Source organism: Vibrio frigidus, from assembly GCF_042465995.1.
GTDB lineage: Bacteria > Pseudomonadota > Gammaproteobacteria > Enterobacterales > Vibrionaceae > Vibrio.
Map to the genome: position 1 here is coordinate 41,257 of NZ_JBCDMC010000004.1, position 20,033 is coordinate 61,289.

Consider the following 20,033-nt stretch of genomic DNA (forward strand, 5'->3'; position numbering starts at 1 on the left):
GATTGGCGGTTTCTTTTTAATGCTGTAATGATATTGTAGATAACAATGCACCTTGGAAAACGCCCCTTTAGCTAACTCTAGAGAGTGAAAATTATTTAATCATGACCAATCCTATTACCCTAGATGCACTGCGTATTTTAGATGCGATAGATAGAAAGGAAAGTTTCGCTGCCGCCGCTGAAGAACTTTACCGAGTACCATCGGCGGTCTCTTATACCGTAAAGAAACTGGAAGAGGATCTTAGTGTCGTCATATTTGATCGAAGCAAAAGAAAAGCCGAGTTCACAGTGACGGGGCAATTGTTACTGAAGCATGGGCGATCTATATTGCAGGCAACAGATAATCTATCGAAACTGGTTATCCAAGCTGAAAGTGGGTGGGAGCCAGAACTCAGGATCTGCGTTGACAATATTATTAACTGTCAGCTTATCTATGCACTAATAGGTGAATTTCAAAAACTTCATCCCCAAGTAGAGATAAAACTGATAGAAGAGGTATTTGGTGGCACTTTTGATGCGCTAGATTCCGGGCGCGTTGATCTAGCGATAGGTACACCCTTAGACATTGATACCATCAAATATCAATGTTTAGGAATAGGTAAAATCGACTTTGTTTTCGCTGTGGCCAGCGATCATCCTTTGACGGCGTTACGCCAGCCGATCACAATAGAAGAAGTAAAACAGTACCCTTCGATAGTCGTTTCTGACAGCTCTAAGAACCTACCTGCAAAATCTTCGGGTATCTTTGAAGGCCAACGAAGACTCACCGTCCCAACAGTAGACAAAAAAATCACACTGCATCTTTTAGGGCTAGGTGTGGGGTATTTACCTTTGTTTAGAATAAAAAAAGAACTAGATTCAGGTGAACTTGTTGTTTTAGATACGTCTCCGCTAACGAATCGAAGCAATAATTTAGGAATAGGATGGCGCAAAGATAACACAGGAAAAGCGCTCAATTGGTTTATAGAAAAGCTATCAGAATTGAAAAGAGAAGAATTTGTGAGCTGAAATTTGAAAGCGCTCATTTATATGTTACCAGTATGTAATAAATGACACATTTGTACTCTTTCTATGTGTCAATTCCCACCCATTTAGACTCCCTCGATAACTCCTGCTATAACACAATACATTGATAAAGCGGCAATAGAGCCCGTGCGGCAAGGGATGTAAAATTATTGTTAATAGTTGGCTTGCTTATTGCCTTATGTAGTCCATGCAGAGCCCAAAGATGGGCCTGTTTAAATCATATGGAGAATAAAAATGATCAAGCCACTTACCCTACTGTCTGTGTCTGCACTTGCCTTAACGAGTTTCAATGCTGCTGCTAACTGTGATCCTGGTGAAATCGTCATCAAGTTTAGCCACGTGACCAATACAGATAAACACCCTAAAGGTATCGCTGCTTCTTTACTAGAGACACGCGTAAATGAAGAGATGAATGGAAAAGCTTGTATGCAAGTGTTCCCTAACTCTACTTTGTATGATGATGACAAAGTACTAGAAGCCTTGTTAAATGGTGATGTTCAAATGGCCGCTCCATCTTTATCAAAATTTGAGAAAATTACTAAGAAATATCGTATTTTCGACCTTCCTTTCCTTTTTGAAGATGTAGATGCCGTAGACCGTTTCCAAAACTCTGAATCCGGTGACAAGCTTAAAAATGCGATGAAACGACGCGGCCTTAAAGGTCTTGCATTCTGGCACAACGGTATGAAACAAATGTCTGCGAATAAGCCATTGATGCTTCCGTCGGATGCTGAAGGGCTCAAATTTCGTGTACAAGCTTCTGATGTTCTAGTTGCACAGTTTGAGCAATTGGGTGCTAATCCGCAGAAAATGTCGTTCAAAGAAGTGTACGGCGGCTTGCAAACTAAAGTTATCGATGGGCAAGAGAATACGTGGTCAAACATCTATGGTAAGAAGTTCTTTGAAGTACAAGATGGTGTGACCGAAACCAACCACGGTATTCTAGATTACCTAGTGGTAACGTCGAATAATTTCTGGGATGAATTACCTGCAGATGTTCGTGATCAATTAAGCAAGATCGTAATGGAAGTAACCGATACTCGTAACTCTGAGTCAAGTAAAGTGAATGCAACCAATAAGCAAAACATCATCGATGCAGGTGGAGTAGTGCGAACGTTATCCTCTGAGCAGCGTCAAGCTTGGGTTGATGCACTTAAACCCGTTTGGAGCAAATATGAAAAAGATATTGGTTCTGAGTTAATCGATGCTGCCTTGGCATCAAATAAGTAATCCGCAAAGCATGGGTAGGAATCTACCCATGCAATTTACAATAATAATGATAGCGGAGAATCCTCATGATACGGACGTTTTTTTCTAAAGTAGAAAGGGCAACCGACCTCCTTGAAGAAACCTTAATCGCTGGTTTCCTTGGAATAATGACCTTGCTGACTTTCACCAATGTTGTATTTCGTTATGCACTGAACGACAACATTTTATGGGCTCTTGAATTAACAGTATTTATGTTTGCATGGATGGTGTTAGTTGGTGCTTCTTACGGTGTAAAAAGGCACTTTCATATCGGTGTAGATGTTGTGATTAACATGGCACCAAAGGGACTACAAAAGGTATATGCGATTATCGCTGTGTCTCTTTGTCTCTGTTTTTCGGTCATGCTGCTCATTGGTTCTTGGAATTACTGGTATCCGTTTATTTCTGAACGTGCGTGGTATGAAACGGATGACATTCCTATGCCAGAAATGTTGCAATTTTTAGCGGACCTTCTCAACGAAGGTGAGCGCTACGAAAAGCTGCCTCGATTTATACCCTATGCAGTACTACCAATCAGTATGGCAACGCTTACTGCAAGATTTCTTCAAGCCGCCTATAAAATTATAGTGGGTGATCTGGATAGATTGATTGCCAGCCATGAGGCAGAAGAAAACCTCGAAGCATTAAAAGCTGACGTTCTTAAAAATGACGAGAAGGAGGGGTAAATTATGGCAATTCTATTTCTATTTATAATGGTTATCGCTTTCATGCTTGTTGGCGTTCCAATCGCTATTTCTCTTGGTTTAGCGAGCATGTTTTTCTTGATGATTCATTCAGATGCTTCTCTTGCGTCGGTTGCTCAAACATTGTTTAACGCTTTTGCAGGACATTACACCCTTTTAGCTATTCCATTCTTTATTCTTGCGTCGAGTTTCATGTCTACCGGTGGCGTTGCGCGTCGAATTATTCGATTTGCTATTGCGATGGTAGGTTGGTTCCGTGGTGGCCTTGCCATCGCATCTGTTGTGGCCTGCATGATGTTCGCGGCGCTGTCGGGGTCATCTCCCGCTACGGTAGTTGCCATTGGGAGTATCGTCATCGCCGGTATGGTGAAAAATGGATACAGTAAGGAATTTGCGGCAGGTGTTATTTGTAATGCAGGGACGCTAGGCATCTTAATTCCGCCTTCAATCGTGATGGTGGTCTATGCGGCAGCAACGGATGTCTCTGTAGGACGTATGTTTTTAGCTGGCGTAGTACCTGGTTTGCTTGCTGGTCTGATGCTTATCATTGCCATTTACATTACAGCTCGTGTTAAAAATTTACCTAAGCAACCGTTTGTTGGTTGGTCTGAAGCATTTAAAGCCGCCAAAGATGCAAGTTGGGGTTTATTACTTATTGTCATCATTTTAGGTGGTATTTATGGCGGCATATTTACGCCTACCGAAGCGGCGGCTGTCGCGGCGGTATACGCTTTCTTAATCGCTAATTTTATCTACAAAGATATGGGGCCTTTTGCGGACAAGGAGAATAAGAAACCTTGGTTCATCAAAATCTTCCAAGCGTTTGTACACAAAGATACCCACGCAACATTATATGACGCTGGTAAGTTAACCATTATGTTGCTATTTATCATTGCTAATGCCTTGATATTAAAACATGTTTTGACTGAAGAACGCATTCCACAAATGATTACAGAATCCATGCTATCGGCGGGTCTAGGACCGATCACCTTCTTAATTGTGGTCAATGTCTTGTTACTGATTGGTGGCCAGTTTATGGAGCCATCAGGGTTGTTGATTATCGTGGCACCTTTAGTTTTCCCAATAGCTATCGCATTAGGTATTGATCCTATTCATCTTGGTATCATTATGGTGGTGAATATGGAGATAGGGATGATAACGCCACCCGTAGGCCTCAACCTCTTTGTTACTGCGGGGGTAGCGAAGATGTCGATGTTAGGCGTTGTGAAAGCCGCGTTACCATGGGTCGGCGTTATGTTTTTGTTCTTGATCATCGTAACGTACGTACCATGGGTATCAACGTGGTTACCGACATCCCTGATGGGCCCTGAGATTATTATTAAATAGTAATGTGTCAATTTAGTTCTATAGAATCAAAATGCAGCGCTCTGGCGCTGCATTTTTTTAATTTAACTTATAGTTATCTTTGTCCAACTCATAACGCTGCATTTTGTCATATAGTGTCTTGCGGGCAAGGTTTAGAATTTCCATCGTATCTTTGATACTGCCTCCCGATTCAATCAGTGCATGTTCTATGGCGGAACGCTCAAATTCAGAGACCTGTTCGGCAAGACTCGACGCGGTGGGTGCATTGTCTGAATCCTGATCAAGTTGTACTAACTTACCGAGTAAAACAAATCGCTCTGCTGCGTTTCGAAGCTCTCTTACATTGCCCGGCCAACCATGAGATAGCAACGTCTGAAGCTCTGTTTGAGGCAGTGTGGTCGCTGCTTTTTTATAGCGAGCCGCCGCGACCAATAAAAAGTGGTGGAATAGAGCAGGAATGTCTTCCTTTCTTTCTCGAAGAGGGGGCAAGTCCAAAGTGACGACGTTTAGGCGATAGTAAAGATCTTGTCTAAATATCCCTTTGATAGCCGCTTGTTTTAGATCGATTTTCGTTGCGGCAATCACTCGAATATCGAGAGGTATCATCTGATTAGAACCGACACGTTCGATGTTTCTTTCTTGAAGGACCCTAAGTAACTTTATCTGTGCCTGCATAGGCATGGATTCGATCTCATCCAAAAACAGTGTGCCACCTTGGGCAAATTCAAACTTACCGATACGCTTGCTTTCCGCTCCGGTAAAGGCTCCCTTTTCATGTCCGTAGAGCTCACTCTCGATTAAATTCTCTGGTACCGCTCCACAGTTTACCGCGACAAAGTTGTTTTTCCGGCGGCTGCTCTGTTCATGCAAAGACCGGGCGACTAACTCTTTACCCGTACCGGTTTCTCCAAACAACAATATGTCTGCGTTGGTATCTGCCACATGGGTGATGGTCTTCCTAAGGTTTTGGACGCTGTCGGCCTCACCAATAATACGAGGTCCTAATGTTTTATTCGCTTTTAATGCCTGTTTTAGCTGTTTGTTCTCTTCCGTAAGTTGGCGTTTATCGATGGCTCTTTTAACCGTGTCTATCAGTCTATCGTTTGAAAAAGGTTTCTCAATAAAATCATATGCGCCGTCATGCATCGACTGTACGGCCATCGATATATCTCCGTGACCTGTGATTAAGATTACAGGTAAGTCAGTGTCTTGGCTTTTAAAACTGTTCAGTAGCGCTTGACCCGAAATGCCTGGCAAACAGATATCGGTAACCACGACATAAGGTAAACCATCGTTTTTGGCTGCGATTAATGCCGACTCAGCATCGGGGAAAAACTGAGCAGAAATATCCTCTAGTTCAAAGCTTTGCTCATGGGCAAGTCTCATATCGGGTTCATCATCAATGAAAAATACGTCGTACATGGTTATGTCCTCATTTACAGCAAGCTCTGCTTATTCTTCGATATTGACTTTTTTAGAGTAATTGTGAATCTTGCACCTCCTAGCTCTGCGACACCGGAACAGAGATCGCCACCCATAGTCTGCATTATTTGCAAAGAGATAGATAAACCTAAGCCTAACCCATTCTTCTTTGTTGTGTAGAAAGGTTCGAAAAGATGTTGTTGGTCTTTTATTTTTAGTCCTCGGCCTGAATCATCAATATGGATAAGTATTTCTGTCTCTGTTTCGCAAAGCGTTATTTCAACCTTCCTTGTTTCTGCGTTGGTTAACTCATCCATGGCGTTGGTCATTAAGTTAATCAACACTTGCTCTAGATGGATCAAATTAACCTTACCAACCAGTTTTTCGTTTTCGATATGAGTAGCGAGCTGGATTTGATGTGCTCTATATTGGGGTTTTACTAACTCCATAGAAGAAATAATAATGGGATATATTTGAGCAACAACAAGCTCATTGCTGGATGTTTTCCGCGCGAATGATTTTAACTGTTGGCTAATATTCGCCATTCTATCCGTCAATGCGGAAATTCGGGTGAGGTTATCCGTTGTTCTTTCTGGTTGGCCTCTATCTAAAAAGCGTTTGCCGTTCTCCGCGAAGCTCCTGATGGCGGCTAAGGGGTTGTTCAGTTCATGACTGATACTGGCAGACATTTGGCCTAAAACGGCTAGCTTAGCAGCCTGAATAAGCTCTTCCTGTGTTTGCATCAACATAACTTCGGTCTTTTCTCTTTCGTCAATTTCCATTTGAAGTTCAGCAGTACGCTCCATAACCTGAAACTCCAATTTTTGCTTTGCTTCCATTTCTATTTGGGCAATTTGACGCTGTTTAATTTGCCGATTTCGAATCAGCAGCCAGATCACAAAAACTAGCGCATAAACTAACGTGGTTATCATGAAGAAATCGAATAGTTGCCAAAAAAGAAGAAGGGTTGGAGCCAGTACTCTGATTTCCAACTCTTGGGAATTTAGGGGTTGTTTAGCACTAAGATACTGATGACTAAAAAAGACCGATGTGTTTTTTCTAATTTCACCCATTTGCGTTGGATGATCTGTAGAGAACCCAAGACTTTCTATCTGTTTATCAAGGTAGCGACGATCATCTGCAATCTCGGCTTTCAGGGTGTCAGAGATAGAGAACAGGCTTCGATAGAGCCATTTTTCATTGCTCGACATAAATATGACGCCGTTAGGGTCGGTCGCAATAAAGTAACTGTTGTCGCTGGACCAGTTTTCTTCTATATCGCTGAGGTCTGTTTTTACTACGACAACGCCTAGTCGTTCTGCTGCGAAAACAATAGGATATGAGTAATAGAATCCCCGTTTTCCTGATGTGGAACCAAGGGCAAAATATTGCCCTCTCTGACCGTTGATAGCCTGTTGGAAGTAGGGGCGAAAAGCAAAATTTCTGCCGACGAAAGATGTGTCTGTATGCCAATTGTTTGAGGCGATAGTTGTACCATCTTTATCTAAAAGGTAGGTATCAGACGCACCAATAATCGCATTCACATTCTGTAGGTATCGGTTGGTAATATCTATCTGCGCACCGTTTTGAGGGCTGGTTAATGCATCGATCAACTCGCTATCTTTTGATAATAACTGAGGAATATAGGCGTATTTGTCGAGCTGGCTAGATAACTGACTCGTAAAGCGATTTAATTGAATCAAATTTTCTTCATTTTGGTCTTCGTAAGCGGTATGCCAGTACGCCTTGCCTCCAATTAAGATGGTAAGTAAATACAAAATAATAATAATTGAGGATATGCGTCTTGGTTTAACCATCTAAGTTTACCTAATGAACAATTAGTTCTAGGTTAAAGGCTCCCAGAAAACTTACCAATTTAAGGGGTTAAAACAAGACAAAGATCTCTTTTTAGTCATTTTAGGAAAAAAATCATCTCTCTCTATTGAAAAAACAGTTATTGTCCCCATTTCTGATGCGACATGGTAAAATAAGTTGTAAATTTGCCGATTTGTCGTCAACTTCTAGTGAGAATTCAGAACTTCTCTCGACAGCTATTCGTCATATCGCTAGAATGTCGCGTCTAAAATTTTGGTTCTGAGACTAATCGGAGATACCTTGCTCGTTATTTTGACTCGTCAGAGTGTGAGAAAAGATATCGCTAATTAGTCCGATGCATCTCTTTCGTGAGTGAATACTTACGAGTGTGTTTTGCATCAATTCTCGATTTAAATCTGTACTTCAATGAAGTACGACACACGGATATGGTCATAACCTAAAGACGGTTGGTGGCTAAAATACTCAGTAATCTGAGTTAGTTTTGAGGTTTATATATAATGCAAGCTACTGTTGAAACTCTTGAAGGCCTAGAGCGCCGTCTAAATATTACTGTTCCTGCTGCAAACATCGAAGATGCAGTAACAGCGGAACTTCGCAACATCGCTAAAAATCGTCGTTTCGATGGTTTTCGTAAAGGCAAAGTGCCTATGAAGATGGTTGCAAAAATGTACGGTAAAGCTGTACGTCAAGATGCTATGGGTGAAGTTATGCAACGCCATTTCATCGAAGCTATCGTAAAAGAGAAAATCAACCCAGCGGGCGCACCTACTTTTGCTCCTGTTGAGAATGAAGCAGGAAAAGATCTGGTATTTACTGCGACTTTCGAAGTCTACCCTGAAGTAGAACTTAAGGGCCTAGAGAACATTGTTGTTGAAAAACCAACCGTGGACGTTAACGACTCTGATGTTGATGAAATGATTGAAACTCTACGTAAGCAACAAGCTTCGTGGACAGAAGTTGATACCGCTGCAGAGGAAGGTTCTCGTGCGACTATCGATTTCATTGGTTCTATCGACGGTGAAGAGTTTGAAGGCGGAAAAGCAGATAACTTCCCTCTAGAAATGGGCCAGGGTCGTATGATTCCAGGTTTTGAAGATGGAATTATGGGTAAAGTCAAAGGTACTGAGTTTGAAATTGACGTTGCTTTCCCAGAAGATTATCACGCTGAAAACCTAAAAGGTAAGCAAGCTAAGTTCCAAATCAAAGTGAACAAAGTTGAAACTCAGGATTTACCTGAAATCAACGACGAATTTGTTGCTAAGTTTGGTGTTTCTGAAGGTGGTGTTGATGCACTTAAAGCCGAAGTTCGCAAAAATATGGAACGTGAGCTTAAGCAAGCAATCAAAAACAAAATCAAAGAACAAGCGATTGATGGCCTAGTAAAAGAAAACAACATTGATGTTCCTACTGCTGTTGTTGACCAAGAGATTGGTGTTTTACGTAAGCAAGCCGCACAGCGTTTTGGTGGTAACCCAGAAGCCGCTGAGCAACTTCCTCGTGAATTGTTCGAAGAACAAGCTAAGCGTCGCGTAGTGGTTGGTCTTCTTCTTGGTGAAGTAATCAAAGCTGAAGAACTAAAAGCTGACGATGAAAAAGTGAAAGCACTTATCTCTGAAATGGCGACGGCGTACGAAGATCCAACAGAAGTTGTTTCTTACTACGAGCAAAATGAAGAGATGATGAACAACATGCGTAACGTTGCTCTAGAAGAGCAAGCTATTGATGCTATCATCGCTAAAGCTCAGGTTTCTGATAAAGAGACAAGCTTCAACGAACTAATGAACCAACAACAACCTGCTTAATTTTAGGTCTGTTTGGTAGAAGCAATGTTGTGAGATGTTCGCTTCTAAGTAATTAATTGTGGTCCGTTTGTGCATTCATTCGGACCATATTTTTACTATTTTATATAAGTATTTTTGCGAGTGACTAAGTTGCATTGTTATCATTCTGTAACAGAAAACATGCGAAAACGTACAATTGTCAATCAATCACTTAAGAATAGTTAATTTATTCTTGTTTATTCTCTAATATTGATTTAGATATTTATATAAAGCGGTAATTTTTTAGGGATATCAAATGAGCTACCAAGAAAAAAATGTAATGTCTCCGATTATTGATGCACTTGTTCCAATGGTTGTTGAGCAAACTTCCCGTGGTGAGCGTTCTTATGACATCTATTCTCGTCTACTTAAAGAACGAGTGATTTTCCTTACGGGTCAAGTTGAAGACCATATGGCGAATCTCGTTGTGGCTCAGCTATTGTTCCTAGAGTCGGAAAATCCAGATAAAGATATATTTCTATATATCAATTCGCCAGGGGGTAGTGTTACAGCAGGCATGTCTATTTACGACACAATGCAGTTCATTAAGCCAAACATTAGTACAGTATGTATGGGGCAAGCATGCTCTATGGGTGCCTTCTTACTCGCCGGTGGGGCACAAGGTAAGCGTTACTGTTTGCCTAACTCTCGAGTGATGATTCACCAACCACTTGGCGGCTTCCAAGGTCAAGCATCAGACATTCAGATTCACGCACAAGAAATCCTAACAATTAAGCAAAAGCTGAATAAGTTACTTGCTGAACATACAGGTCAACCCCTTGAAGTGGTTGAAAATGATACTGACCGTGACAACTTTATGTCTGCGGATCAGGCGGTTGAATACGGATTAGTGGATGCGGTACTCAATCATCGAGGCGAATAGAACTTAAGTACCTACAATTAGTAGACTTATGTTTTACAAGAAAATCGATGAGATTTGATATACACTCAATCTATAAGGTAAAGGCTAAGAGGTTAGCGAATGACAGATAAAAGCAAAGAGAGCAGCGGCGGAAAATTACTGTATTGCTCTTTCTGCGGTAAGAGCCAGCACGAAGTTCGCAAGCTAATTGCAGGTCCTTCGGTTTACGTCTGTGATGAATGTGTCGACTTATGTAACGATATCATTCGTGAAGAGATTAAAGATGTTCTGCCGAAGAAAGAGTCAGAAGCACTACCGACTCCGCGCAATATCCGTGAACACCTTGACGATTATGTAATTGGTCAAGATTACGCTAAGAAAGTGTTAGCAGTTGCGGTCTATAATCACTACAAACGTTTACGTAATGGCGATACCACAGCAGAAGGTGTGGAATTGGGTAAAAGTAACATCTTGCTTATCGGCCCGACAGGTAGCGGTAAAACATTGCTAGCAGAAACGCTTGCTCGTTTCCTAGACGTTCCGTTTACTATGGCTGATGCAACAACACTAACCGAAGCTGGTTATGTTGGTGAAGATGTTGAAAATATCATTCAGAAGCTGTTACAGAAATGTGACTACGATGTTGCTAAAGCAGAGCGTGGAATCGTTTATATCGACGAGATCGACAAGATTTCTCGTAAAGCTGAGAACCCGTCAATTACACGTGATGTTTCTGGTGAAGGTGTTCAACAAGCACTTCTAAAGCTGGTTGAAGGTACCGTTGCTTCCGTTCCTCCTCAAGGGGGACGTAAGCACCCACAACAAGAGTTTTTGCAGGTAGATACCTCTAAGATTCTGTTTATTTGTGGTGGTGCGTTTTCAGGCCTTGATAAAGTAATCGAACAACGTGTTTCAACGGGTTCAGGTATTGGTTTTGGCGCTGAAGTTCGTTCAAAAGATGAGACTAAAACGGTCGGTGAATTGTTTAAACAAGTTGAACCGGAAGATCTAGTTAAGTACGGTTTAATTCCAGAATTCATAGGTCGTTTACCAGTGACTACGACGCTTACTGAGCTTGATGAAGAGGCGTTGATTCAAATTTTGTGTGTGCCTAAGAATGCGCTTACTAAGCAATACGCTGCACTATTTGAGATTGAAAACACAGAACTTGAATTTCGTGAAGATGCGCTTAAAGCGATTGCTAAAAAAGCGATGGAACGTAAGACAGGTGCACGTGGTCTACGCTCTATTCTTGAAGGTGTATTGCTTGAGACAATGTATGAGCTGCCATCGTCTACAGATGTAAGTAAAGTTGTAATAGATGAATCGGTTATTAACGGTGAATCTGAGCCTTTGCTTATCTATGACGGAAAAGAGAATCAAGCGGCCGGTGCTGAGTCATAAGTATCACGATTTACTTGCATTAAAATTTAAAAAGGGAGATACGTTGTATCTCCCTTTTTTTACCCATTTTTTATATAAAACGTCATTTTAATCGCCCGAAGCCTTTAAAATGCCTCTTTTTTTTGATCACTTGTTGAATCCAATCAATTAGACCCCATATACTTTTCATAAGAAAAACGGATAGAGAGAAAAATATGAACTTGGAGCGTTCCGAACGTATCGAGATTCCAGTATTACCGCTGCGTGATGTTGTGGTATATCCGCATATGGTTATTCCTTTGTTTGTTGGTCGTGAAAAGTCGATCAGTTGCTTAGAATCAGCAATGGATAACAACAAACAAGTATTATTGGTCGCACAAAAAGAAGCGGATACCGATGAACCCGTTATCGATGATCTATTTGATATCGGAACTGTTGCGACGATTCTTCAACTGCTTAAGCTACCTGATGGCACAGTAAAAGTGCTCGTTGAAGGACAGCAGCGAGCTAAAATTCACCAATTTAAAGAAAACGAATTCTTTCTTGCGGATGCTGAGTACTTAACGACACCTGAACTTGATGAAAAAGAGCAGGAAGTGATAGTACGTAGTGCAATTAATCAGTTTGAAGGCTTTATTAAACTGAATAAAAAAATTCCACCAGAAGTGCTGACGTCATTAAATGGGATAGAAGAAGCGACACGCTTAGCCGACACTATTGCCGCACACATGCCGTTAAAATTGACAGAAAAGCAGCAAGTCTTAGAAATTATAGATGTTAATGAACGTCTGGAATTTCTAATGGGTCAAATGGAGTCAGAAATTGATCTGCTTCAGGTAGAAAAACGAATTCGTGGCCGCGTGAAGAAGCAGATGGAGAAATCACAGCGCGAGTACTATCTGAACGAGCAAATGAAGGCGATTCAGAAAGAACTTGGCGACATGGATGATGCTCCGGATGAATTTGAAACACTTAAGAAAAAGATTGAAGAAGCTAAGATGCCAACCGAAGCTCGTGAAAAAACCGAGCAAGAGCTGCAAAAACTGAAGATGATGTCTCCAATGTCGGCAGAAGCGACAGTGGTCAGAAGTTACATTGATTGGATGGTTGGCGTTCCTTGGGCAAAACGATCTAAAGTGAAGAGAAACCTAACCAAAGCGGAAGAAGTGCTTAATGAAGACCATTATGGTCTAGAGCGCGTAAAAGAACGTATTCTCGAATATTTGGCGGTTCAAACTAGAATCAACAAGTTAAAAGGCCCAATCCTTTGTCTTGTGGGGCCTCCGGGCGTTGGTAAAACGTCTCTAGGTCAGTCTATTGCGTCTGCAACGGGTCGTAAATACGTGCGTATGGCGCTCGGTGGCGTTCGTGATGAAGCGGAAATTCGAGGTCATCGCAGAACCTACATTGGTTCTCTGCCGGGTAAGATAATACAGAAGATGTCGAAAGTAGGGGTTAAGAACCCATTATTCTTGCTTGATGAAATCGACAAAATGTCTTCAGATATGCGTGGCGACCCGTCGTCAGCATTGTTGGAAGTATTAGACCCGGAACAAAACAACGCCTTTAACGATCATTATTTAGAAGTAGATTATGATCTATCAGACGTGATGTTTGTTGCAACGTCGAATTCGATGGATATACCTGGACCGCTATTAGACCGTATGGAAGTGATCCGTCTTTCTGGCTACACCGAAGACGAAAAACTGAATATCGCTAAGCGTCATCTACTTGAAAAACAGATGAAGCGAAATGGGCTTAAAACCAACGAAGTGACCATTGAAGATTCTGCGATCGTAGGCATTATCAGATTTTACACTCGCGAGGCGGGTGTTCGTAGTTTAGAAAGAGAAATTTCGAAAATTTGCCGTAAAGCGGTGAAGAATATCTTGTTAGATAGCTCAATAAAACAGGTCGTTGTTAATATAGATAACCTGAAAGATTACTTAGGCGTGCAGCGTTGCGATTATGGCAAAGCAGACGAAAGTAACCGCATTGGTCAAGTGACCGGTCTTGCATGGACATCCGTCGGTGGTGATCTACTTACTATCGAAACTGAGGCGATGCCAGGCAAGGGTAAGCTCACTCAAACGGGATCTCTTGGCGAAGTAATGCAGGAATCTATACAAGCAGCGATGACCGTAGTGCGCTCTCGTGCGAGTAGGTTGGGTATTAACGAAGATTTTTATGAGAAACGTGACGTTCACGTTCACGTACCAGAAGGTGCAACACCTAAAGATGGCCCAAGTGCGGGTATCGCAATGTGTACTGCGCTTGTTTCTAGTTTAACAGGTAACCCAGTGCGCGCCGAAGTGGCGATGACTGGCGAGATTACGCTGCGTGGTGAAGTTCTTCCAATTGGTGGATTAAAGGAAAAACTCCTTGCTGCTCATCGAGGTGGAATTAAAACTGTTCTCATTCCGAAGGACAATGAACGTGATCTAGAAGAGATTCCTGACAACGTTATTGCCGATTTGGTTGTTAAGCCAGTGCAATGGATTGATGAAGTTTTAGCCATTGCATTAGAGAATGCCCCTTCTGGTTTTACGGTTGAGTCCTCAAAATAGTGACGTGTAGCAAAAATAAGTAAAGAATTACGCTGACAAGGTATAAAAATACTTGTCAGCGTTTTTTTTGGAGGCTAACGTTACAACCTGTGACTCTAAGCTATATTCCTAAAGGCTTAGAGATAAAATTTAAAATAATCAAATGGAACGAATGTTACCTAACTAAAAATATAACTGGTAACGCATTAAGGGGAACAAAAAAGTGAACAAAACTCAATTAGTAGAAAAAATCGCAGAAAATGCAGATATTTCAAAAGCGTCAGCTGGCCGTGCATTAGATGCAGTAATTGAAGCAGTGACAGAAACACTTAAAGCTGATGAGCAAGTTGCTCTAGTTGGCTTTGGTACTTTTAGCGTTCGTACACGTGCTGCTCGCACTGGTCGTAACCCTAAAACTGGTGAAGAGATTCAAATTGCAGAAGCTAAAGTACCCGCTTTTAAAGCAGGTAAAGCTCTTAAAGAAGCTTGTAACTAAAAACGATTCGTTACTCTTTTCTATACAAGACTCTTAAATATGCGCATCTCAACACTGGTGCGCATTTCTTTTTCTGATATCATCGAACATCTCAATTTTCATACTGGGCACAGGTAATATTTCCTGCTCAATCTGCGGAGTAAAATAAGATTATGATGGAGCGATTACGCGAAGGCGTAAACAGTATCGCGGTTAAGATTATTCTTGGTCTAATTATCCTTTCTTTTGTATTTGCGGGTGTAGGTAGCTACATCGTAGGCGGTGGCAACAATGCTGCTGCTAAAGTGAATAATACAGAGATTGGTCGTGGTGCGTTTGAACAAGCCTACACAAATGAACGTAACCGTATGCAATCACAAATGGGTGATTACTTTGCTAGCTTATTAGCTGACCCAACTTACGTTCAGTCTTTCCGTAAATCAATTCTCGATCGCATGGTAAATGAGTTGCTTTTAGAACAGTATGCCGACTCTTTAGGTTTGCGTATTAGTGATAAGCAGATTCGCCAGCAGATAATTGATATGCCGGAATTCCAAAATGACGGTCAATTTGATCAAGAGGTGTACGCTGCTACGCTACGCCGTGCTGGTTACGACGCAGATAGCTTTGCGGAGTACTTGCGCAGAGACCTGACGCGTCAACAGGTTTTGTTTGCCCTACAAGGCAGCGAGTTTTCACTTGAAAGTGAAGTCGCTACTCAGAGCCAATTGTTAACTCAAACCCGAGATATTCGTTCGATTCTATTAAGTATCGAAGAGTATGCTAAGGGTGTTGAGTTTACGGACGAAGAGCTGCAAGCGTATTACAACGAAAATTCACGTAACTATACTCGCCCAGAGCAAGTCAAAGTTGCCTACGTTGAGTTGTCTGCACAAGAACTTCAATCTCAGGTGACGGTATCTGAAGAACAAGCTCAAACTTACTATCAAGACAATTTAGATAAGTATTCCACTATCGAGCAGCGTCAACTTAGCCATATTCTGGTTCAAGGTGATGACGAGGCAAAAGCTCAGGCAATTCTTGATGAACTTAATGCCGGTGCTGATTTTGTTGAGTTAGCCAAAACCAAATCTGAAGATATTGGTAGTTCAGAAGAGGGTGGTTCACTCGGTTGGATTGAAAAAGATGTGATGGACCCCGATTTTGAAATCGCCGCGTTTGCTCTACAAAATGTGGGTGACACAACAGGGTTAGTTAAATCGGCATTTGGCTATCATATTATCAAACTGGATGCCCTGAAAAGTGCAGAAGCAACACCATTTGCTGATGTTGAAGCCGAGATAAAAGTCGAAATTTCTGGGCAAGAAGCAGTAGAACGTTTCTATGCAATGCAAACCGAATTAGAGAAAGTCGCGTTTGAGTACCCTGATTCTTTAGACGATTCTGCTCAAGCGGTCAATCAACCAATCAAAACCACAGATTTCATTTCACGTGTAGATGCGCCAGAAATTCTGCTTACCCCTGCGGTAATGCAAGCAATTCTTAGTGCTGATGTGAAAGATGACGGACTTAATTCAGAAGTTATCGAAGTTGCACCAGAACATGTGATTGTGGTTCGTGTAGAAGATACTCGAGACGAAACGGTATTGCCATTTGATGAAGTGAAAGCGCAAGTCGAATCAGAGTTAGAACTCGTTAAAGGTGAACAAAAAGCGTTAGACGTTGCTAACTCGGTTATGCAAGCGTTGAATGAGGGTGATGAATCTGCCGTTAGTTCAAATGACCTTGAGTTTGGTGACATTGAAACAATCGACCGTCGCTCACCACTTGCTCAAACGGTGTTTGCATTGACGAAGCCGGAAGAGGGCAATAAGACTTACGCTCAAACGACGGACTTGGAAAGAAACATCGTTATTGTTGAATTGAGTCAAGTCAACGTAAACCAAGACGATAGTTTCAATACTCAAATTGCGGCTCAGTTAGTTCGCACTGGTTCTCAGCAAGATCTCGCCGCAGTCGTGAGTACGCTGCGTGAAGAGGCTGATATTGAGTACTACGTGGTGGATTCTCAACCGTAATTAAATGTATTGAAATGATACAAAAACAGGCCGCTTTTGCGGCCTGTTCTATTTTTAGTTCAAAGATAAAGACAATATACTCTGCATCTTTAATTATATGGGTTCCTAACTAACCTCAAGGGAATTCCTATGAATCCATTTACTGTTTTTATCCTAGCCACTTTATATTCGTATACGGCACTCGCCTCTGCATCAGAACCCGATATCAAATCGTCGACTAATCCAGTACTGACAGAGCAAGTAACATCTGTGGTAGGCGACAAATATGAAGGTATCGAAATAACGGTCAACATCAATACTGGCACCATTGAAGAGCTGTCTACACTTTTACTCGGAATTGGAGAAAAGAAAGCTCAGCTGATTATTGATTACAGGTATGAGCATGGACCATTTCAATCAGCGGAAGACTTGATGCAAGTGAAAGGGATCGGACCTTCTACAATAGAGAAAAACAGCAAGAGAATAAGATTGTAGCAGTCAGAAATACGCCATCTATTTTGATAGGTGGCGTCGGCGATTCAAGATGATCTTGTACGCTTGACAATGGGCTCCTCTGCCCATTGATTACTGTATCATTACATCTACGCCTATTTATGTTCGCTGCATTGAACACATTTCGCCTGATCAGTTATGTGGTGGAATGGGTAGTAAACCTAACCAATACGTAAAGCACAGCAGCTAGAGACAAGCCAGTTACACCGCCTATCAAATGTGCATCAATGGCAACCTCAGCTGAGATTAGCTTGGCAGTGCTTATTGACGCGCCGTAGAGCTGTTCATGAGCGATCTTTATAATTACACCAACAACAAGCAACCAACTTGATTTACGACCATATAGTGCTTCTGAGAGTGCGTAAAAGGCGAATAAACCGTGTAATACGCCTGATAGACCTGCATAAGAATGTAAAGTCGAAAAAAGTAAGCCTAGTCCGACAGAAGTTGATAAAAATAGAAGTGCACCAAGTAAACTTTTAACGGCGGGTTTAAACAGATAAGCAATCACCCACATCGCCGCTATATTCATAGAGAAGTGTATGGTGTTGGTGTGAGTGAAGTTTCCTGATAGGATCCGCCACCATTGCCCGTTCTGAATCAGTTCGTGATGCCATACGACGAGATTCTGTAAGTAAGGCAACTGAAATAAAGCACTTATAACGGTAACTAAAATAAGAAAGTAGGATAATTTCAATCAATGTCTCGATATTGCTTAAAATGTGGTAAAGCGAAAAAGGCTTGTATCTGTTCTTGGATTAAAACCATAAACACGAATATTGAGCTTATCATCCTTCAACACCCTACTGAAGTTAATCGGGCAAAAGGCACCGCAAAAATCTTGAGCCTGTCGCTTGCTAATAGTCATTGCTTTGTCGGAGAAGACTTTTCACAACATAATCAGCTTAACAACTTGTTAGCGGAAAATCAGGTTAGTACGTTTGTGCTTTTTCCTTCTGAATATTCAGAAATAGTATCGCCAAAGTTGACTGAAAATAGGTGCTTGGATAATAAGATCAGAATTATTCTGTTGGACGGCACGTGGAAAAAGGCATTTAAGATCTACCAACTTTCGGAAAATCTACACGCGCTACCTTGTTTACGCTTGCCGCAAAGCATGAATGGTAACTATAAAATTAGAAAAGCACCGAAGAAAAACAGCCTCTCTACCGTCGAAGCTGGATATCAAGCGCTTAAAATTCTACAACCAGAGCACGATTTTGAACCGTTGATCGTTGCCTTTAATGCTATGGTCGAATTCTATATTCAACAGCTTCCAGCAGGGGTTTATCAGCAAAATTATACCAGTGATGATTCGTCACCTTCTTAGACCTCAGTTAGTTATTAGCAGAAAACAGTTGTTGATGAAGCTTCTGGGCATACCCGTCCGTCATTGCAGCGATGTAGTCAGAAATAACTCTCATACCTGAACCATTTGCAGTGTCGGCATGTTGCCATTTTTTTCGAGTCGCTTCCGGCAATAACCTTTCAGGGTCAGCACTCAGCGCTTCAAATAGATCCATAATAATCTGTTGGCCCTTGTACTCAATAATCTGCACATCAGGTATCTGGATAACGAATTCACTGACAAAGCTTTTGAATACCTCAAGTGCGATGGCAAGATGCGGCTCTAGGTAGGCATTATGGCTAAGCAACTCATTATGAAAGTGCGTGTTGGGCACTGCCTCAACTTGGGCGCTGGTTAGTAACGTATTGACGATGCCGCCAATGGCATCTTTTCGTAGATAGTGCTCTCCAGAAAACAGCATGTCGCTAATATCGTTTATGTTTTCTTCAAACCACGGGTCGCCGCATTCTGCCAATTGGCTAGCCGCTGACTCCTGCCATTGTTGGCGATTGACCATCCCTAAAACAATGGCATCTTCTAAATCATGTACACCATAAGCGATATCATCGGCTATCTCCATAATGGAGCAATCTAATGATTTGAAACGCGTTTTATTGTGTTTGTCAGGTGCAACAATCGGTTCACGCAGAGATGAAAAAAGGGTCATATCACTTGCGGATAATGGTTCTAAAACCCAATCGAAATCGATCTCATCACAGTTATAGATTCCTTTTGCGGGGCTCCAATCTTTCGCTTTTAGCCTACGTTGATGAGAAACCGCCTCTGGGAGGATTTCACAACGAACTTTACTCAATAACACGGGATATTTCATAAGTCCTAATAGGGTTCGTCTCGATAGGTTCATGCCATGGGACTTTGTATAAGGTTCTAGTTGGCTGACGATGCGAAAGGTCTGAGCGTTGCCTTCAAACCCTCCGTGTTCTCTCATTGCATAGTTGAGTGCGACTTCACCACCATGACCGAAGGGTGGGTGACCGATATCATGGGCTAAACAGAGTGATTCGATCAAACTTGCAGAGGGCAATATAGGTAAAAGCTCGGGTTGCTTATTTTCAATTTGAGCCAGAATACCCGAACCAATTTGAGCGGCTTCTAATGAGTGAGTCAGTCGAGTGCGATGAAAGTCGTTGACGCCAGTGCCGTGTACTTGTGTTTTGGCCTGCAAACGACGAAACGCAGCCGAGTGCAATATTCTTGCTCGGTCTCGCTGAAAGGGATCACGGTGATCATTTCGCCTCAGTTTATGTTCAATGTTTATACGTTGTTGCCAAAGTACATGCTGCTTGTCATCCATAATCACTCCATGCAAAACCCCATTGGTATTTTAATAATGCGCTGAAATAATGAACGAGTCTAGGGAGTGTGATAACTATTTGAAGTGCTTCGAATAAACCAGCTTATTCTTACGTATCAGAAAGGAAGATGTGATCTCCCTTATTCTTCCCAAAGAGGGAAGAATAAAAGGAAATATTAGCGAGTACTATTT

16 protein-coding genes are annotated in these 20,033 nt (G+C 41.8%); 12 read left to right on the forward strand and 4 right to left on the reverse strand.

The genetic code is table 11. The features are described from left to right. Window positions 1–101: 101 nt before the first annotated feature. The 4 genes from AACW90_RS07860 to AACW90_RS07875 all read left to right on the forward strand — a co-directional run bounded on the left by AACW90_RS07860 (window position 102) and on the right by AACW90_RS07875 (window position 4,324). Window positions 102–1,007 carry a LysR substrate-binding domain-containing protein gene (locus tag AACW90_RS07860; RefSeq protein WP_390232962.1) on the forward strand — a complete coding sequence of 302 codons (906 nt, stop codon included), beginning with the start codon at window positions 102–104 and terminating at the stop codon, window positions 1,005–1,007. Between the two features lie 252 nt (window positions 1,008–1,259). Next, the gene (locus tag AACW90_RS07865; RefSeq protein WP_195702600.1) at window positions 1,260–2,255 is read left to right on the forward strand and encodes a TRAP transporter substrate-binding protein; all 996 of its coding nucleotides are present in this window, start codon (window positions 1,260–1,262) and stop codon (window positions 2,253–2,255) included. Window positions 2,256–2,320: 65 nt separating this feature from the next. Continuing rightward, window positions 2,321–2,959: a TRAP transporter small permease gene (locus AACW90_RS07870; RefSeq protein WP_195702601.1), complete on the forward strand. Its 639-nt coding sequence runs from the start codon at window positions 2,321–2,323 to the stop codon at window positions 2,957–2,959. A gap of 3 nt (window positions 2,960–2,962) precedes the next feature. After that, the gene (locus tag AACW90_RS07875; RefSeq protein ID WP_390232965.1) at window positions 2,963–4,324 is read left to right on the forward strand and encodes a TRAP transporter large permease; all 1,362 of its coding nucleotides are present in this window, start codon (window positions 2,963–2,965) and stop codon (window positions 4,322–4,324) included. Window positions 4,325–4,381: 57 nt separating this feature from the next. Here AACW90_RS07875 and AACW90_RS07880 read toward each other — a convergent pair whose 3' ends face one another. Continuing rightward, entirely contained in the window at window positions 4,382–5,725 is a 1,344-nt protein-coding gene (locus tag AACW90_RS07880) for a sigma-54-dependent transcriptional regulator (protein ID WP_390232967.1), read from the reverse strand. A 14-nt stretch (window positions 5,726–5,739) separates the two neighbouring features. After that, window positions 5,740–7,542, reverse strand: a complete 1,803-nt coding sequence (locus AACW90_RS07885) for a sensor histidine kinase (protein WP_390232969.1) — start codon at window positions 7,540–7,542, stop codon at window positions 5,740–5,742. A gap of 516 nt (window positions 7,543–8,058) precedes the next feature. On the opposite strand from AACW90_RS07885, the gene tig reads away from it, so the two are divergent. From tig to AACW90_RS07920, 7 genes are all read left to right on the forward strand, one after another. After that, window positions 8,059–9,363 carry a trigger factor gene (gene tig, locus AACW90_RS07890; protein ID WP_275135909.1) on the forward strand — a complete coding sequence of 435 codons (1,305 nt, stop codon included), beginning with the start codon at window positions 8,059–8,061 and terminating at the stop codon, window positions 9,361–9,363. 274 nt (window positions 9,364–9,637) lie between these two features. Further along, window positions 9,638–10,264, forward strand: coding sequence for an ATP-dependent Clp endopeptidase proteolytic subunit ClpP (gene clpP / locus AACW90_RS07895; RefSeq protein WP_195702606.1), 627 nt, complete (start codon window positions 9,638–9,640; stop codon window positions 10,262–10,264). A gap of 99 nt (window positions 10,265–10,363) precedes the next feature. Further along, complete coding sequence (gene clpX, locus AACW90_RS07900) at window positions 10,364–11,647, forward strand: ATP-dependent protease ATP-binding subunit ClpX (protein ID WP_390232972.1); 1,284 nt, start codon at window positions 10,364–10,366, stop codon at window positions 11,645–11,647. A gap of 194 nt (window positions 11,648–11,841) precedes the next feature. Then, window positions 11,842–14,193, forward strand: a complete 2,352-nt coding sequence (gene lon / locus AACW90_RS07905; RefSeq protein WP_390232974.1) for an endopeptidase La — start codon at window positions 11,842–11,844, stop codon at window positions 14,191–14,193. Between the two features lie 184 nt (window positions 14,194–14,377). Then, a complete protein-coding gene (locus tag AACW90_RS07910; RefSeq protein WP_322107880.1) occupies window positions 14,378–14,668 on the forward strand; it encodes an HU family DNA-binding protein in 291 nt (96 codons plus the stop codon). Between the two features lie 152 nt (window positions 14,669–14,820). Next, window positions 14,821–16,686, forward strand: a complete 1,866-nt coding sequence (ppiD, locus tag AACW90_RS07915) for a peptidylprolyl isomerase (protein WP_390232976.1) — start codon at window positions 14,821–14,823, stop codon at window positions 16,684–16,686. A 129-nt stretch (window positions 16,687–16,815) separates the two neighbouring features. Then, window positions 16,816–17,160 (forward strand): ComEA family DNA-binding protein, encoded by a 345-nt coding sequence (locus AACW90_RS07920; protein WP_390232978.1) that lies wholly within the window; start codon window positions 16,816–16,818, stop codon window positions 17,158–17,160. A gap of 154 nt (window positions 17,161–17,314) precedes the next feature. On the opposite strand, the gene rrtA is transcribed toward AACW90_RS07920, so the two are convergent. Next, the gene (rrtA, locus tag AACW90_RS07925) at window positions 17,315–17,875 is read right to left on the reverse strand and encodes a rhombosortase (protein ID WP_390232980.1); all 561 of its coding nucleotides are present in this window, start codon (window positions 17,873–17,875) and stop codon (window positions 17,315–17,317) included. 3 nt (window positions 17,876–17,878) lie between these two features. Here rrtA and AACW90_RS07930 point away from each other — a divergent pair, with 3 nt between their 5' ends. Next, complete coding sequence (locus AACW90_RS07930) at window positions 17,879–18,508, forward strand: tRNA-uridine aminocarboxypropyltransferase (protein ID WP_390232982.1); 630 nt, start codon at window positions 17,879–17,881, stop codon at window positions 18,506–18,508. 7 nt (window positions 18,509–18,515) lie between these two features. Here AACW90_RS07930 and AACW90_RS07935 read toward each other — a convergent pair whose 3' ends face one another. Then, complete coding sequence (locus AACW90_RS07935; RefSeq protein WP_390232984.1) at window positions 18,516–19,841, reverse strand: anti-phage deoxyguanosine triphosphatase; 1,326 nt, start codon at window positions 19,839–19,841, stop codon at window positions 18,516–18,518. Window positions 19,842–20,033: the final 192 nt, after the last annotated feature.

What these genes read in the sequence shown, in the direction of transcription:
- AACW90_RS07865 (WP_195702600.1), top strand. Translation starts at nt 1,260, where the DNA reads ATGATCAAGCCACTTACCCTACTGTCTGTGTCTGCACTTGCCTTAACG.
- lon (WP_390232974.1), top strand. Translation starts at nt 11,842, where the DNA reads ATGAACTTGGAGCGTTCCGAACGTATCGAGATTCCAGTATTACCGCTG.
- AACW90_RS07870 (WP_195702601.1), top strand. Translation starts at nt 2,321, where the DNA reads ATGATACGGACGTTTTTTTCTAAAGTAGAAAGGGCAACCGACCTCCTT.
- AACW90_RS07880 (WP_390232967.1), bottom strand. Translation starts at nt 5,725, where the DNA reads ATGTACGACGTATTTTTCATTGATGATGAACCCGATATGAGACTTGCC.
- AACW90_RS07935 (WP_390232984.1), bottom strand. Translation starts at nt 19,841, where the DNA reads ATGGATGACAAGCAGCATGTACTTTGGCAACAACGTATAAACATTGAA.
- AACW90_RS07885 (WP_390232969.1), bottom strand. Translation starts at nt 7,542, where the DNA reads ATGGTTAAACCAAGACGCATATCCTCAATTATTATTATTTTGTATTTA.
- AACW90_RS07860 (WP_390232962.1), top strand. Translation starts at nt 102, where the DNA reads ATGACCAATCCTATTACCCTAGATGCACTGCGTATTTTAGATGCGATA.
- AACW90_RS07920 (WP_390232978.1), top strand. Translation starts at nt 16,816, where the DNA reads ATGAATCCATTTACTGTTTTTATCCTAGCCACTTTATATTCGTATACG.
- tig (WP_275135909.1), top strand. Translation starts at nt 8,059, where the DNA reads ATGCAAGCTACTGTTGAAACTCTTGAAGGCCTAGAGCGCCGTCTAAAT.
- AACW90_RS07875 (WP_390232965.1), top strand. Translation starts at nt 2,963, where the DNA reads ATGGCAATTCTATTTCTATTTATAATGGTTATCGCTTTCATGCTTGTT.
- AACW90_RS07930 (WP_390232982.1), top strand. Translation starts at nt 17,879, where the DNA reads ATGTCTCGATATTGCTTAAAATGTGGTAAAGCGAAAAAGGCTTGTATC.
- clpX (WP_390232972.1), top strand. Translation starts at nt 10,364, where the DNA reads ATGACAGATAAAAGCAAAGAGAGCAGCGGCGGAAAATTACTGTATTGC.
- ppiD (WP_390232976.1), top strand. Translation starts at nt 14,821, where the DNA reads ATGATGGAGCGATTACGCGAAGGCGTAAACAGTATCGCGGTTAAGATT.
- clpP (WP_195702606.1), top strand. Translation starts at nt 9,638, where the DNA reads ATGAGCTACCAAGAAAAAAATGTAATGTCTCCGATTATTGATGCACTT.